Origin of the sequence: Nocardia iowensis (assembly GCF_019222765.1) — a bacterium.
Lineage (GTDB): Bacteria > Actinomycetota > Actinomycetes > Mycobacteriales > Mycobacteriaceae > Nocardia > Nocardia iowensis.
In genome coordinates this window covers 2,031,275-2,046,052 of sequence record NZ_CP078145.1, presented here as the reverse complement: position 1 = coordinate 2,046,052, position 14,778 = coordinate 2,031,275, and the positions used below count along the sequence as shown (strand labels likewise).

At 67.5% G+C, this 14,778-nt stretch carries 17 protein-coding genes; 8 read left to right on the top strand and 9 right to left on the bottom strand.

The features are described 5' to 3' along the window. Positions 1 to 17: 17 nt before the first annotated feature. From KV110_RS09255 to KV110_RS09245, 3 genes are all read left to right on the top strand, one after another. A complete protein-coding gene (locus KV110_RS09255; protein ID WP_218475136.1) occupies positions 18 to 419 on the top strand; it encodes a YciI family protein in 402 nt (133 codons plus the stop codon). Continuing rightward, positions 416 to 1,705 carry an RNA polymerase sigma factor gene (locus KV110_RS09250; RefSeq protein ID WP_218475134.1) on the top strand — a complete coding sequence of 430 codons (1,290 nt, stop codon included), beginning with the start codon at positions 416 to 418 and terminating at the stop codon, positions 1,703 to 1,705. Before KV110_RS09255 ends, KV110_RS09250 begins: the two co-directional genes overlap by 4 nt. Before the next feature lie 89 nt (positions 1,706 to 1,794). Further along, a complete protein-coding gene (locus KV110_RS09245) occupies positions 1,795 to 2,283 on the top strand; it encodes an NUDIX hydrolase (RefSeq protein WP_218475133.1) in 489 nt (162 codons plus the stop codon). 70 nt (positions 2,284 to 2,353) lie between these two features. Here KV110_RS09245 and KV110_RS09240 read toward each other — a convergent pair whose 3' ends face one another. Beyond that, positions 2,354 to 3,190: a phosphoribosylaminoimidazolesuccinocarboxamide synthase gene (locus KV110_RS09240; RefSeq protein WP_218475131.1), complete on the bottom strand. Its 837-nt coding sequence runs from the start codon at positions 3,188 to 3,190 to the stop codon at positions 2,354 to 2,356. A gap of 115 nt (positions 3,191 to 3,305) precedes the next feature. On the opposite strand from KV110_RS09240, the gene pepN reads away from it, so the two are divergent. Further along, positions 3,306 to 5,885: an aminopeptidase N gene (gene pepN / locus KV110_RS09235; protein WP_218475129.1), complete on the top strand. Its 2,580-nt coding sequence runs from the start codon at positions 3,306 to 3,308 to the stop codon at positions 5,883 to 5,885. A gap of 70 nt (positions 5,886 to 5,955) precedes the next feature. Here the strand turns inward: pepN and KV110_RS09230 are convergent, their stop codons facing one another. The 4 genes from KV110_RS09230 to KV110_RS09215 form a co-directional block, all read right to left on the bottom strand. Then, entirely contained in the window at positions 5,956 to 6,753 is a 798-nt protein-coding gene (locus KV110_RS09230; RefSeq protein WP_218475128.1) for an NAD(P)H-binding protein, read from the bottom strand. 246 nt (positions 6,754 to 6,999) lie between these two features. Next, on the bottom strand, positions 7,000 to 7,464 hold the full coding sequence (locus tag KV110_RS09225) for a DUF5130 domain-containing protein (protein WP_246634424.1): 465 nt from the start codon (positions 7,462 to 7,464) through the stop codon (positions 7,000 to 7,002). Beyond that, positions 7,451 to 7,756, bottom strand: a complete 306-nt coding sequence (ctaJ, locus tag KV110_RS09220) for an aa3-type cytochrome oxidase subunit CtaJ (protein ID WP_218475126.1) — start codon at positions 7,754 to 7,756, stop codon at positions 7,451 to 7,453. The genes KV110_RS09225 and ctaJ overlap by 14 nt, the downstream gene beginning before the upstream one ends. A gap of 76 nt (positions 7,757 to 7,832) precedes the next feature. Further along, positions 7,833 to 8,204, bottom strand: coding sequence for a MerR family transcriptional regulator (locus KV110_RS09215; RefSeq protein WP_218475124.1), 372 nt, complete (start codon positions 8,202 to 8,204; stop codon positions 7,833 to 7,835). Positions 8,205 to 8,264: 60 nt separating this feature from the next. On the opposite strand from KV110_RS09215, the gene KV110_RS09210 reads away from it, so the two are divergent. After that, positions 8,265 to 9,038 (top strand): alpha/beta fold hydrolase, encoded by a 774-nt coding sequence (locus KV110_RS09210; protein WP_218475122.1) that lies wholly within the window; start codon positions 8,265 to 8,267, stop codon positions 9,036 to 9,038. Here KV110_RS09210 and KV110_RS09205 read toward each other — a convergent pair. Next, positions 9,035 to 10,636 (bottom strand): glycoside hydrolase family 13 protein, encoded by a 1,602-nt coding sequence (locus KV110_RS09205; RefSeq protein WP_218475121.1) that lies wholly within the window; start codon positions 10,634 to 10,636, stop codon positions 9,035 to 9,037. The two genes, KV110_RS09210 and KV110_RS09205, sit on opposite strands and share 4 nt — an antisense overlap. A 134-nt stretch (positions 10,637 to 10,770) precedes the next feature. After that, positions 10,771 to 11,199 carry a globin gene (locus KV110_RS09200; RefSeq protein ID WP_218475119.1) on the bottom strand — a complete coding sequence of 143 codons (429 nt, stop codon included), beginning with the start codon at positions 11,197 to 11,199 and terminating at the stop codon, positions 10,771 to 10,773. Between the two features lie 350 nt (positions 11,200 to 11,549). Between KV110_RS09200 and KV110_RS09195 the strand changes: the two genes are divergently transcribed. Beyond that, positions 11,550 to 12,254, top strand: a complete 705-nt coding sequence (locus KV110_RS09195) for an HNH endonuclease (protein WP_246634423.1) — start codon at positions 11,550 to 11,552, stop codon at positions 12,252 to 12,254. A 7-nt stretch (positions 12,255 to 12,261) separates the two neighbouring features. On the opposite strand, the gene KV110_RS09190 is transcribed toward KV110_RS09195, so the two are convergent. Continuing rightward, the gene (locus tag KV110_RS09190) at positions 12,262 to 12,831 is read right to left on the bottom strand and encodes a helix-turn-helix domain-containing protein (protein ID WP_246634422.1); all 570 of its coding nucleotides are present in this window, start codon (positions 12,829 to 12,831) and stop codon (positions 12,262 to 12,264) included. A gap of 80 nt (positions 12,832 to 12,911) precedes the next feature. Between KV110_RS09190 and KV110_RS09185 the strand changes: the two genes are divergently transcribed. Continuing rightward, on the top strand, positions 12,912 to 13,664 hold the full coding sequence (locus KV110_RS09185) for an AzlC family ABC transporter permease (protein ID WP_218475115.1): 753 nt from the start codon (positions 12,912 to 12,914) through the stop codon (positions 13,662 to 13,664). After that, positions 13,661 to 13,972, top strand: coding sequence for an AzlD domain-containing protein (locus KV110_RS09180; RefSeq protein WP_218475114.1), 312 nt, complete (start codon positions 13,661 to 13,663; stop codon positions 13,970 to 13,972). Before KV110_RS09185 ends, KV110_RS09180 begins: the two co-directional genes overlap by 4 nt. A gap of 106 nt (positions 13,973 to 14,078) precedes the next feature. Here KV110_RS09180 and KV110_RS09175 read toward each other — a convergent pair whose 3' ends face one another. Further along, a complete protein-coding gene (locus tag KV110_RS09175) occupies positions 14,079 to 14,744 on the bottom strand; it encodes a DUF8185 domain-containing protein (protein WP_218475112.1) in 666 nt (221 codons plus the stop codon). Positions 14,745 to 14,778 lie beyond the last annotated feature (34 nt).

Here is a 14,778-nt window from a genome sequence, read left to right as displayed (position 1 = left end):
CCGGAAAAGAGGACCCGATGAAGTACATGCTGCTCAAGACCTACGCCCCCGCCGCGTTCTGCGACACACCGATCAACGAGTGGTCCCCCCAAGAAATTCAGGCGCACATAGACTTCCAGCGCGCCCTCGGCGAGCAATTGGCCAAGTCGGGCGAGCTGGTAGACGCGCAAGGGCTCACCGGTCCGACCGAGGCCCGCATCGTCAGCTCCGACGGCCGCTCGGCGCCGGTGGTGACCGACGGACCGTTCCCGGAGACGAAAGAGTTCCTGGCCGGGTATTGGCTCGTCGACGTGGAAAGCCCGGAACGGGCCTACGAGATCGCCGCGCACGCCTCGGCGGCCCCGGGGCCGAGTGGCAAACCGATCGGCGAATACATCGAGGTGCGACCGGTGATGAGCGTCCCGGCCACCGAACAGTGACCAACCGGCGAGTGGTGCCCGACGACACACCGCTCCCGGCGAGGGCCGAGGACCTGTTGCGCGAGTTGGCGCCACAGGTCCTCGGTGCATTGGTCCGCCGGTTCGGCGATTTCGACACCGCGGAGGATGCGCTGCAGGAGGCCATGCTTGCGGCGGCGACCCAGTGGCCCGTCGACGGCCTGCCGGACAATCCGCGCGGCTGGCTGATCCAGGTGGCGCAGCGCCGGATGGCCGACGCGGTGCGCGCCGAGGTGGCCCGGCGGCGCAGGGAGACAACGGCATTCGACCGCGAGGTGGCCGACGCGATGCCGGTCGACTACGACGACACGCTCGCCATGTTCTTCCTCTGCTGCCATCCCGCACTGTCCTCGGCCAGCGCCATCGCGCTGACCTTGCGGGCGGTCGGCGGGCTCACCACGGCGGAGATCGCGCACGCGTTCCTGCTGCCGGAAGCGACCATGGCGCAACGGATCACGCGGGCGAAGAAGAAGCTGGCGACACTGGACCGGCCGTTCGCGCGACCCGGTGACGCGCCGACGGGCAGCAGCGAAACGACCCGGGATTCAGCCGAGTGGCGTGCTCGGCTCGAGACCGTGCTGCATGTCCTGTATCTGATCTTCAACGAGGGCAATACCAGCACGTCCGGTCCGTCGTTGCAGCGCGCGGATCTGTCCAGCGAGGCGATCCGGCTCGCGCGCGCCGTCCATCGGCAGTTGCCCGACGACACCGAGGTCACCGGGTTGCTCGCCCTCATGCTGCTCACCGATTCCCGGCGCGCGGCCCGCGCCGACGCCAAAGGCGCGCTGATACCGCTGGCCGAGCAGGACCGTGCGCTGTGGGATCGGGAGCAGATCACCGAGGGCGTCACGTTGACGACGAGCGCGCTGGCGCAAGGGCTTACCGGCCCGTACCAGATCCAGGCGGCCATCGCCGTGCTGCACGCGCAGGCGGCCAGCGCCGAGGAAACCGACTGGACCAAGATTCTCGCGCTGTACGACCTGCTCGAAAAGCTCTCCGACAACCCGATCGTGACGCTCAACCGCGCCGTCGCGGTCGCGATGGTGCACGGACCCGCCGCCGGACTGGAACTCGCCTCGACGTTGGACGACCAGCTGGCAGGCAACCACCGCCTCGACGCCGTCCGCGCCCACCTGCACGAAATGGCGGGCGACTTCCCCGCCGCCATCGCCTGCTACACCACCGCCGCGAGCCGCACCCCAAGCGCCCCCGAAAACCACTACCTCACCCTCCGCGCCGCCCGCCTCCGCCACGGTGCGCGTGCGTAAGTGGCACACCACGGTGTGGCCTTCTCGACGTTGGCCGCAGCCGTGTGCCACGCACCGTCGACGGGAAGGCGTGGGGCAGACTGCATGGGGTGACGGACAAGTACAGCGCGGGGGTTTTGTTGTTCCGGCGGGGGGATGGCGGGGTCGAGGTGTTGGTCGGGCATATGGGCGGCCCGTATTTCGCGCGAAAGGACAATGGGGCCTGGTCTATTCCCAAGGGTGAGTATGAGCCGGAGTTGGAGGATGCGCGGGCGGCGGCCAGTCGAGAGTTCCACGAGGAGCTCGGGCTGTTCGTTCCGGCCGGGGACTGGATTCCGCTCGGTGACGTGCGGTACAGCAGCGGTAAGGGGAAGAAGAACCTGATCGTTTGGGCCGTTGAGGGCGATCTGAATCCGGCTGATGTGGTCCCTGGAACCTTCGAGATGGAGTGGCCGCCGCGCTCCGGCCGGATGGCCAACTTCCCCGAGATCGACCGGGCGGACTGGTTCGACCTGGCGACGGCGCACGACAAATTGAGCACGGGCCAACGGCCGTACCTGGACCGGCTGAACGACTACCTCACGCAGACCGGCGAATAGCGCAGCTCGCCGTCGCCCACGGCGCGAGACCTGACCTACGGCGCTGCACAGCTGTCACGCGTGCGGCGACCTACCGCGGCACTCCGGTCCACCTGCGGCCGGTGACGAGTTCGTATGCCTCCATGTACTTCTGGCGGGTGGCCTCGACGATGTCGGCGGGGATCTCGGGGCCGGGGGGTTCCTTGTCCCAGCCGGTGGAGGTGGCCCAGTCGCGGACGAACTGCTTGTCGAAGGAGCGCTGGGCGCGGCCGGGTTCCCATTCGGCGGCGGGCCAGAAGCGGGACGAGTCGGAGGTGAGGACTTCGTCGCCGAGGGTGAGAGTTTCGCCGTCCCAGCCGAATTCGACCTTGGTGTCGGCGACGATGACGCCGCGCTCGGCGGCGTGCGCGGCGCCGCGGGTGTAGAGGTGCAGGGTCAGGTCGCGCAATTTTTCGGCGACCTCGCGGCCCTCCTGGTTCACCACGTCCGCGAAGGTGATGGACTCGTCGTGGCCCTCGGACGCCTTGGTGGTCGGCGTGAAGATCGGTTCGGGCAGCTTGTCGCCTTCCCGCAGGCCGGGTGGCAGCGCGACACCGGAGACCGAGCCCAGCTGCTGATACTCCTTCAGCCCCGAGCCGACCAGATAACCGCGGGCGATGCATTCGACCTGCACCATCTTCAGCGGCTTCACCCGGATCGCGCGGCCCGCGAACTCGGCGGGCACATCGGTGGCGGAGACCACATGGTTGGGCACGTCGGTGAAGTAGTCGAACCACCAGTTCGACAACTGGGTCAGCAGCGCGCCCTTGTCCGGGATCGGCGTGGGCAGCACCACGTCGTAGACCGACACCCGATCGGACGCGACGAGCAGCAAAGTATCGCCGTCCTCGTAGAGGTCGCGCACCTTGCCGGCGTGCACATGCTTCACTCCGCAGCTCCGATCCTGGTCGATAGGGTTCTAGGAAAAGTCCCGCGCGGGCAACCTTACCGAGGTGGCATCGTGGGGAATGCCCGAGCTAGTTCTTCGAACCCGAAGGAGCCCTATGTCCGCACCCAACCTGACTCGCGACCAGGCGATCGAACGCGCGTCGACAGTGTCGGTCGATAACTACCGCATCGACCTCGACCTGACCGACGGTGCGGGCAAACCGGGCGAGCAAACCTTCTTCTCCCGCAGCACGGTCACCTTTTCCGCGACGCCGGGTGCGAGCACCTTCATCGATATCGTGGCCCGCGGCGTGCGCTCGGCGGTATTGAACGGCACCGCGCTCGACGTCTCCGACTACGACGAGTCCACCGGCATCGCGCTGACCGGACTTGCCGCAACCAATGAACTGGTGGTCGAGGCCGACTGCGAGTACTCGCACACCGGCGAGGGCCTGCACCGCTTCGTCGATCCCACCGACGACGCCGTCTACCTGTACTCGCAGTTCGAAACCGCCGATGCCAAGCGGATGTTCGCCTGCTTCGACCAGCCGGACCTGAAGGCCACATTCGACGTCAGCGTGACCGCGGCGGCCGATTGGAAGGTCATCTCTAACGGTGCGGTCGTCGAAACCGTTGCGGCGGAACCCGGTAAGCATGTTTTCCGGACGACGCCGAAGATGAGCACCTACCTTGTCGCGCTCATCGCGGGCCCCTACGCGCAGTGGACCGACGTCTACACCGACAACTACGGCAGCATCCCGCTCGGAATCTATTGCCGCGCTTCGCTTGCCGAGCACATGGACGCCGAGCGGCTGTTCACCGAGACGAAGCAGGGATTCGGCTTCTACCACAAGAACTTCGGGGTTCCGTACGCGTTCGGCAAGTACGACCAGCTGTTCGTGCCGGAGTTCAACGCGGGCGCGATGGAGAACGCGGGCGCGGTGACCTTCCTGGAGGACTACGTCTTCCGCTCCAAGGTGACCAGGGCGGCGTACGAGCGCCGCGCCGAGACCGTGCTGCACGAGATGGCGCACATGTGGTTCGGCGATCTGGTCACCATGAAGTGGTGGGACGACCTGTGGTTGAACGAGTCGTTCGCCACCTTCGCCTCCGTGCTGTGCCAAGCCGAGGCGACCGAATACACCAGCGCCTGGACCACTTTCGCGAATGTCGAGAAGTCCTGGGCGTACCAGCAGGACCAGCTGCCGTCCACGCACCCGATCGCGGCCGACATTCCCGACCTGGCGGCGGTCGAGGTGAACTTCGACGGAATCACCTACGCCAAGGGCGCTTCGGTGCTCAAGCAGCTGGTCGCCTACGTCGGTCTGGAGCCGTTCCTGGCGGGGCTGCGCGCCTACTTCGCCGAACACGCCTACGACAACGCGACCTTCGACGATCTGCTCGCCGCGCTCGAAAAGTCCTCCGGCCGTGACCTTTCCTCCTGGGGCGAGCAGTGGCTCAAGACCACCGGCCTGAACACGCTTCGCCCGGACTTCGCGGTGGACGGTGACGGCAATTTCACCTCGTTCGCCGTCCTGCAGGGCGGCGCGGCCCCCGGCGCGGGTGAGCGCCGCGTGCATCGTCTCGCCGTCGGCATCTACGACGACCAGGACGGAAAGCTGGTGCGCACCAAGCGAGTCGAGCTCGATCTCGACGCCGCCGAGCGCACCGAGGTGCCCGAGCTGGTCGGAGTGCCGAGTGGGCAGTTCGTGCTGATCAACGACGACGACCTGACCTACTGCTCGGTGCGCCTCGACGCGGAATCGCTGGATGTGCTGGTCAACCGGATCGCCGATATCGCCGAACCGCTGCCGCGCACCCTCGCCTGGTCGGCCGCCTGGGAGATGACCCGCCAGGCCGAGTTCCGGGCCCGCGACTTCCTCGCCCTGGTGCAGCGTGGTGTCGGCGCGGAATCGGAAATCGGTGTGGTGCAACGACTGCTGATGCAGGCGAACCTGGCGCTGCGCAGCTACGCCGAGCCGGAGTGGGCGGCGACCACCGGCTGGACCGAGTACGCGAACCGGCTGCTGGAGCTGGCCCGCGAGGCCGAGGCGGGCTCGGACCACCAGCTGGCCTTCGTCAACGCGCTCACCAGCGCCAAACTGGCCGCCTGGCACACCGAGGTGCTGCGCGAGCTGCTCGATGGCGACCCGGCCAAGGTCGGCCTGGCCGGGCTGGTGGTCGACACCGACCTGCGCTGGCGCATCGTGATCGCGCTGGCGGCGGCGGGCGAGATCGACACCGATGGCCTCGACACCCCGTTCATCGACCAGGAACTCGCCAAGGATCCGACGGCGGCGGGTAAGCGGCATGCCGCGACCGCGGCGACCGCCCGCCCGATCGCCGCGGTGAAGGAAAAGGCCTGGGCGACAGTGATGGACGACGACTCCGTGTCCAACATCACCGCCCGTGCGATCGTCACCGGCTTTGCCCCCGCGGGCCAGGGCGAGTTGCTCGCCCCGTATGTCGATCGCTACTTCGCCGAAGTCCCCGGCGTCTGGGAACGGCGCTCCAGCGAAGTCGCGCAGACCGTGGTCGTCGGTCTCTACCCCGGGTGGGCGATCAGCGACGACGCCGTCGCCGTCGCCGACAAGTTCCTCGCCGGTGACCACCCACCGGCCCTGCGCCGCTTGGTAGTCGAGGGCAAGGCGGGCGTCGAACGCGCCCTCCGCGCCCGCGCCTTCGACGCCAGGTAACGGGCCATGATCAACGGGACATGACGGCGGCATTGTGCGAGTAGCGGCACCGTCATGTCCCGTTGATCGGCTAGGTGAAGAGGTGTGTGTTGGTGGCGGCCCATTGGCTGAAGGGGGTGCCGGGGGTCCCGGTTAGGTCGGCGATGGTTGTGGTGGGGGGTTGGGGGGTGCCGATCAGGGAAGTGGTGATGTCTACGTACCATTCGGCGCCGTCGCCCATGGATTTTGCGAAGACTTGAATGGCTTCCTCGCGTGGGACTTTCACTACGGTGAGGGGGCGGCCGAGAGCGGTGCCGATGTGGTGGATGCGGTCGGCTCTGGTGAGGGTTTCCGGGCCGGTGAGTTCGTAGGTTTGTCCGGCGTGGCCGTCGGAGAGCAGGACCTTCGCGGCGACGCGGGCGATGTCGTCCATGGTGAGGGGTGCGGTCGCGGCCTCGGGGGCGGGGTCGCGGATCTGGTCGGACGCGCGGATCTGGTCGGCCCAGATGGCGGAGTTCTCGGTGAATTCACCGGCGAACAGATGGGTCCAGTCGACGCCGGAGCCCTCGACAGCTTGCGCGATCGGCGTCCAGTGCGCCTCGCCGGAGAGGTCGACGATGTGCCGGATGCCCGCCTTCTTCGCCAGCGCGACAACCTCATCGATGGTCTCGAGCACGGGCGCGAGATACATCCGGTCGACGCCTTCGAACGCGGCCGGTAGTGACGACACCCGGCCCAGATAGCCCTCGGCGACCTCGACGCCCGCGGGTAGCGCGGCCCGGTCGGGATGGTTGGTCAATGCTCGGACATCGTCCGCTCCGCCCGCGAGGAGGTGGTCGACGACTTTGCGGCCGATGTTGCCGGTGGCTCCTGTCACAAGAATCTTCATCTGACCACGGTGCGCGGACCGCGCGAGGGGCAGCACCCCCAATTGTGGTGCTACCCGATCCCGAAGAAATCGTGTCTGCGGCGGCGCGAATACCGCCCCACAACGCCAACGGCGCGCTCACCCGCAACGGGTGAGCGCGCCGGAAGCATGCTCTCGACTCCGCCTCAACAGCGGCGGACTCCGCTTCAACGGCAGCGGGCCCCGCCTCGACAGTTGTGGCTCCGCCTCAACAGCGGCGGCTCGGTGTCAGCGGCCGATGGCGGCGGCCATCACCCGGACCGCGGAGACCAGGCCGTCGATCAGCTGGCCCTGCCGGAACGAGCTGAGCGCGGCGGTGACGCCGAGCTGGCAGACCCGATCGTTCGCGCGGTCGGCGACCTCGCGGCCGGAGCGGACCTCGATCGCTTTGTCGTTGGGCGAGACGGCGATCAGCACCGAACGGGTCGCGTCGGGCGTGGTGGGGAAGATCGCGTCCGCACCTGCGGCCGGGTCGGTGCCCAGGTCGCCGATGTAGACGTTGAAGCGCACCTTGGTCGCGCGGGTCGCCTCGGTGAGCACGTTGTCCATGGCCAGCCGCTCTTCATCGCTGAACGGAGCCTCCTTGAACACGTCGCCCGCCTCGTGCACGCCGGAGACGCGTCCGCTGCTGGTGACCACATACCCGTGCGGCAGGTCGGACTCGACCACCGCGGGCCACTTAGAATTTGCCACTTGCCCGGCCTCCGATCAGCTCCGCCTTGGGCGCTTCGATTGCCGCATGGTGGCCATGCGACGTCTCCGCATGATGGCCATGCGACTCCTCGGCCCGTTCGTGATGAAACGCCGAGGTCACCTCGTCGGTCGCACTCCAAAGCACCGGCGCCGACGTCCACTGCTGACCGAGGTCGTAGTGGACCGGCTTCTCGCCGGGCAGCGGCTTACCGAGATACGACAATCCGGCGATCGCGCCGTAGATCACCAGCGGGATGCCGACGAAGATCAGCACTGTCTCGAGAATGCTCACGGTCCAACGGTAGACGATGCTGTGTAGTAGTTCTTCTTCTGGTGGCATCGCGGCTGTTTCGTGTCGAGCCCGACGGCTATCGGTCCTGCGTAGCCAGCTTGCCCCGGGTCGCGTTGAGGTAGCAGGTGAGGATGTCTCTGGTCTCGGCGAGACAGTCGATCTTCGCCTCGACGGCCGCGAGTTCCCGGGCGAGCACCGCGAGCATGTCCGGGTGCGGTTCCAGCTCCGGCGCCGGGCCGTGCGCGCAAGGCAGGATGTCGCGGATCACCTCGGTCGACAGGCCCGCGCCGAGCAGTGCGCGGATCTGGGTCACCACCCCGGGCACGTCGGCACTGTAGTTGCGGTAGCCGTTGGCGTCGCGATCGGGCGAAATCAGGCCCTGCTCTTCGTAATAGCGCAGCAGGCGCGGGTGCACTCCGGTCCGCGCCGCCAGTTCACCGATCCGCACGAGAGCCGCCTCACACCAGGGTTGACATTCACACTTATGTGAGACTTTACCGTTCGCCGCATGACTACTTCAGCTCTCACCGCCCTGGTTCGCGGTACCGGTCCCGGTTTGCTGCTCGCACACGGGGCGAGCAGTGACATCCAGGACAGTTTCGGGCCGTTGGTCGATCGGCTCGCCCGCGAACACACCGTCGTCGGGCCGGACTACCCCGGCTCCGGTGCGACGCCGCGGGCCGAAAAGCCGCTCACCGCAGACGAACTCGCCGACCAGCTGGTGGCCGCCGCCGACCGGGCCGGGCTAAATACCTTTGCCGTGCTCGGGTTCTCGACCGGCTCGCCGATCGCGGTGCGGACGGCGATCCGGCATCCGGATCGGGTCACCGCGCTTGTTCTGTCCGCCGGTCTCGCTCGGCCGAACCCCCGGCTGCGACTCGTCGTCGAGACCTGGCGTGCCCTCGCCGCCGCCGGTGACCCGCGTAGTCTCGCGGCGTATCTGGTGTTGATCGGCTGGAGCGCGAGGTGGCTCGATGAGCGGTCGGCGACTGAGCTCGACACGCTCATCGAGGCCATCACGTCCGCGTTGCCCGCTGGCGCCGACGACCAACTCGATCTGCTGACCAGGATCGATGTTCGCGCGGACCTCGGCGCGATCAGGGTGCCGACGCTGGTTGTCGCGGCGGCCCACGATCAGGTGGTGTCATCCGCGCACTCACGGGAGTTGCTGGCGGGCATCCCCGGCGCGAGGTATGTCGAGCTCGACTCCGGGCACGCGCTCGCCGACGAACGACCCGGCGAGTGGGCGCAAATCGTGATCGACTTCCTCGCCGACCGCTAGACCAGCCAGGCCGTCGTGTTCGGCGGCAGCTGACCGCCTTCCAGCGCGGCGCTGGCCAACAGCACGTCGCCGGGCGGCAGCTGGGTGGGGGTGTTCGAGGCGTTCAGCACACACACCAGACCGCCCTGGCGGCGGAAGGCCAGGCAGCCGGTCGGGCTGCCGTACCACTCGATTCGGTCACCACTGAATTCCGGTCGCATGCCGCGCAATTCGATGGCCATCCGGTACAGCGAGAGGGTGGAGCCGAGTTCCTCGAGCTGTGCCTCCACGGTACGTCCGGTCCACTCCGGCGGCATCGGGAGCCAGGGTTGACCGGTGGTGAACCCGAACGGCGGTGCGGTGCCCTCCCACGGGACCGGCACCCGGCAACCGTCGCGGCCGCGTTCGGTATGCCCGGACCGCTCCCACGCCGGGTCTTGCAGTACCTCGTCGGGTAGGTCGTCCACGTTCGGCAGACCGAGTTCGGCGCCGTTGTAGATGAACACCGCGCCGGGGAGGGCTAGCTCGAGCAGCATCATCGCGCGTGCCCTCGCCTCCCCCACCGCGCCGCCGCCGTAGCGGGTGACCTCCCGCTTGATGTCGTGATTGGACAGCGTCCAGGTCGGCGACGCGGCGACCGGCGCGACCGCGGCGAGGGAATTGTCGATCGCCGCGCGAATGTCGTCGGCGTCGAACTCGGTCTGCGCCAGCCGGAAATTGAAGGCCAGGTGCAGTTCGTCGGCACGCACGTACTCGCCGAAGCGGATGTTGTCGTTCACCCACACCTCGCCGATCGACACCGCGTCCGGGTAGTCGTCGAGCACCTTGCGGATGCGGCGGTGGATCTCGTGCACCTCGGGATTGTTGAAGCGCAGATCGTCGTCATCGTTGGCGAGCAGGGCGGACTTGACCACCGTCATGTCCGGCAGCCCCGCCGGTTTCGCCATGCCGTGCGCCACGTCGAGGCGGAAGCCGTCGACGCCGCGGTCGAGCCAGAACCGCAGGGTCTTCTCGAAATCGGCGGCCACCTCCGGATTTTCCCAGTTCAGGTCGGGTTGCTCGGGCGCGAAGAGGTGCAGGTACCACTGACCGGGCGTGCCGTCGGGTTCGGTGACCCTGGTCCAGGCGGGACCGCCGAAAATGCTCGGCCAGTTGTTCGGCGGGGCGTCGCCGCCGGGGCCGCGGCCGTCGCGGAAGAGGTAGCGGGCGCGTTCCGGGCTGCCCGGCCCGGCTTCGAGCGCCGCGAGGAACCAGGGGTGTTCGTTGCTGGTGTGGTTCGGCACCAGGTCCATCGTGATCTTGATATGGCGGAAGTGCGCTTCGGCGATCAGTTCGTCCATGGCGGCGAGTCCGCCGAACAGCGGGTCGATATCGCGGGGATCGGCGACGTCGTAGCCGCCGTCGGCCATCGGTGACCGCATCACCGGACACACCCACAGTGCATCGACGCCGAGCAGTTCCAGATAGCCGAGCTTGTCGCGGATTCCGCCGAGGTCGCCGACCCCGTCACCGTCGGAATCCGCGAAGGATCTGGGATAAACCTGGTAGAACACGGCCGACCGCCACCATGGTTGCGTGGTGCGATCCACCGGCGCCGGTACGGCTGGTGTATCAGTCACAGAGGTAATAGTGCCAAAGTTTTGCGGCAAAAACCCTTAGGCGGAGCAGCAATCTCGACTTCCGGCAAATCTCCAGCGTCCGACCGGACGCGGCGAAAACCCTCGGGCCGTCCGGGCTCTCGACCGAAACGCCCTCACCAGGGGGCGTTCATCAGCGAATTCGCCGCCATCTCCAGATAGTCCAGCAGCGCCTTGCGGTGCTCGTCATCGAGTAGCTCGGGCTCGATCTCCGCTACGGCGATTCGCATACAACGCAACCACGCGTCGCGCTCCAGCGGTCCGATCGTGAACGGATGGTGCCGCATCCGCAGCCTCGGATGCCCGCGTTCCTCGCCGTAGGTGCGCGGGCCGCCCCAGTACTGCTCGAGGAACATGCGCAGCCTGCGCTCCGCCGGGCCAAGGTCCTCCTCGGGGTAGAGCGGGCGCAGCACCTCGTCGGTGGCCACCTCGCGGTAGAACGCCGCGACGATCCGCCGGAACGTGTCCGCGCCGCCGACCGCCTCGTAGAACGACGTCGCCGTCTGCTCTGCCGAAGCCGCTCCTGTTTGCTCGCCCGAAGTCATAGACCCTCTCGATTCGCTGGATGCGCCGTAGTCCATTGTGCGGCCTCCTGGGTCCACGGTCATCCTTGCCCCCGTATCGGCGTTCGACTCTTCCGTTACGGCGGTTGTCGATTTTTCGGTTGAGAGCCGTCCCCGGCAGAAGAGGCCTACCGCTTGCTCCGCGCTCGGCATCGGCAGCCCCCACGGCGGCTCGGGACAACGCGGAATCGCGGCCCGGCGGCTCTTCAGCCACAGTTAACCGGACATTGTTGAAAATCACCGTGCAATAGCCGTCGTTCCATGGTCAACTGGGTGGCAATCTCTGCCGAGCTAAACAGCATGATCCTGCCAATCATGAAATTGAGGTCCAGATGAAGCAGCGGCACAGCGCCAGATCACGCGAGGCGCGCATACACCGACAACTCCAGCCCGCCGACGTCCACAATCGTGGGTCGGGGGCTACTCCGCTGCACATCTTGTCCGATCATTATCCGGGCGCGCATCACGGTCACGCCGATCATGCGCACCGCTCCTCACCGCCGCCCAGTGAGAGTCCGAGCTGGTTGAAGCGCCGGGTGCTGCTTCTCAACGCCACCTACGAGCCGCTCACCGCTCTGTCCGCGCGCCGTGCGATCGTCTTGCTCATCTGCGATAAAGCCGACACTGTTCATCACGACGCCGAAGGCCCGGTAGTCCATTCCGCCGAAGCCGCCGTCGCCATCCCCTCGGTGATCCGCCTGCGCAGCTACGTCCACGTGCCGTATCGGGCCCGCGTCCCGATGACCCGCGCCGCACTCATGCACCGCGACCGCTATCGCTGCGGCTACTGCGGCGGCAAGGCGGAGACCATCGACCATGTCATTCCGCGCAGCCGCGGCGGCGAACACTCCTGGGAGAACTGCGTCGCCAGCTGCGCACCGTGTAACCATCGCAAGGCCGACAAAATGCTGAGCGAACTGGGCTGGACGCTGCGTTCGCCGCTGGTCTCGCCGAAGGGGCCGCACTGGCGGCTGCTGTCGACGACGGCGGACCTGGACCCGGTGTGGTTGCAGTATCTCGGCGAGGGTGCCGCCTGACCCGCGGTCAGGTGTATTCGACGATGAGTGTCGCCGTGGTGCCGGGCGCCAGGGCTTCGAAGACGTGCGGGACGTCGGCCGGGTAGGAGATGTAGTCGCCCGGCGACAGGTCGAGGGGCGTGTCGGTGAGGCCGACGAGGGCGCGGCCGGTCGCGATCAGCACGTGTTCCACCGCACCTGGGATGTGCGGGTCGGATTTGCGGGCATGTCCTGGTTCGGCGGTGATCCGGAAGATGTCCCGACGCGCGTTGGGCGGGCTGGCGGCCAGCAAGGTGGCGCGATAGTCCGATCGTTCCGCAACGACCACCGGGCCCTCCCCCGCACGGATCACCTGGACGTTCGGTCGCGGCGGGTCGAGTAGCCGGGAGAACGGCATCTCCAGCGCGACGCACAATGCCCACAGGGTTTCCAGACTGGGATTGCCGGTGCCCGATTCCAATTGCGAGAGTGTGGATTTCGCGATGCCCGCGCGGTGCGCGACCTCGGTGAGCGAGAGCCCGGCGCGGGTGCGTTCGCGGCGCAGCGCGGCGGCGATCACCGCCTGCGGTGTCGCCGTCGTCGAGTCCTGCTGTGCCACGTGCTCTCCCATCGCGGTGGTGAACCACTCAACAGAAAACCATATTGACGAACCGGCCTGCCATGTTCACTATAAGCTACATGCGTTCGATATGGCGAACACTCGGCCGGGACACCGCGGCGGGGATCGCGGCGGTATGCCTGGCGGTCGGCGTCATCGGGGTGTCCTACGGTGCGACCGCCGTGACAACCGGTCTTCCCCCGTGGCTGCCCATCGTGCTGGGCGTCGTGGTGCTCGCCGGGGGTGCGGAGTTCCTGTTCATCGGCATCGTCGCGGCAGGCGGCAGCCCGATCGCGGCGGTGCTGGCCGGACTGGTGGTCAACGCCCGGCATCTGCCGTACGGGCTGTCGGTGCCGGATGTGGTCGGCAGCGGGTGGCGACGGTTGCTCGGTGTGCATCTGATGAACGACGAGTCGGTGGCGATGGCGCTGGCCCAGCCCGACATTGAGCGCAAACGGGCCGCCTATTGGGCTTGCGGTTTCGGGGTGCTGCTGGCCTGGCCAGGGGGTGCCGCGGTCGGGGTGTTGATCGGGACGTTCGTTCCGGATACCGCGGCGTTCGGGCTGGATGCGGTGTTTCCGGCGGTGCTGCTCGCATTGATCGTTCCGGCGTTGCGGGAAAAGGCAACGCTGCGTGCGGCTTTGGTCGGTGCTGCCGTTGCTGTTGCCAGCGCGCCCTTCTTGCCTGCGGGAATGCCTGTGCTGGTTGCGCTTTCGGGGCTGCTGGTGGCGGGACGCGGAAGCGACCAGCGCATGGGCGACGCTGCTGGACCGGAAAGTTCTGAGCTGGTTTCGAAATCCGATCGCACTACATGTGAGTCAGGTGCCGAATGATGTTGGCCGCAGGAATAATCGCGCTTGCCGTGGGCACCTACACGTTCCGCTGGGCCGGCCCGGCGTTGCGCGAGCGTATCCGCTTCCCCACCCGCGTAGTTCGCCTACTCGAGGTCGGCGCCGTAGTCCTGCTCGCCGCCCTCGTCGCCGTCACCGCCCTACCCACCGACTCCGGCCACTTCGAATTCGCCCTCCCCGCAGGAGTTCTCGTCGCGGCCCTACTGGCATGGCGCAAACAACCCATCCTGGTAGTAATCCTCGCCGCCGCCACAACCACCGCCCTCCTCCGCCTCCTCGGCGTGGCATGACCAGACCGCCCGCACCGGCCACACCATGATCAACGGGACATGACGGCGGCGTTGTTCGAGTAAGCGCGCCGTCGTGTCCCGTTGATATGTGTGCAACCGTGGTGGGTCAGGTTGGGGAAAGGGAGAGGCCGGTGCCTCGGCGGCGGGCGATCGAGCCGTAGCGGGCGTCTATGCGTAGCCAGGTTTTGGTGGCTCGGACGCGGACTATTTCGGTGGGGAGGATGCGGCGGGAGTCTGCCTTGTCACCGGAGTGGGGAATGAAATCCATTGCGGTGAGGGCGAAGACGACTCGCATCGGTACCTGCACCTGGGTGTCGGCGCCGGAGACGGTGAGCACGGTTTGGTCGAGTAGTGAGGCGGGCGGGCCGTGGCTGCTGCCGTGTTCCTTCGCCAGTTGTGCGCCCTGCTCGGCGAGTTCGACGAGGGTGCGGGCGGGCACGTCATCGATATGCGCGAAACCGTCCGGCGGTGGCAGTGCGCCGCGCCAGGCGGAGTCCATCGAATAGCCGAGGTCGATGGGTAGGCCGGAGCCGAGGCCGGCCAGCACCATGTCGGCGCCGACGGTGACATCGTCGACGCCGAGTTCGCCGACCACGGTGCGGACCGCGAGCGCCTCGAAACCCGTTGCTACCCAGGCGGAGACGTACTGCTCCCCGCGGCGGCGGAGGCGTACCACCGCCGCGGGGTCCAGCCGCACCGCCCGAGTCAGGAACGTCGCGAGGTTCTCTCGCTCCGCCGGATCGGGCACGTGCAACACGCGTTGTTCTGCCATCACGGCTGTGCTGCCGTTCTCAGCCGGCGATCAC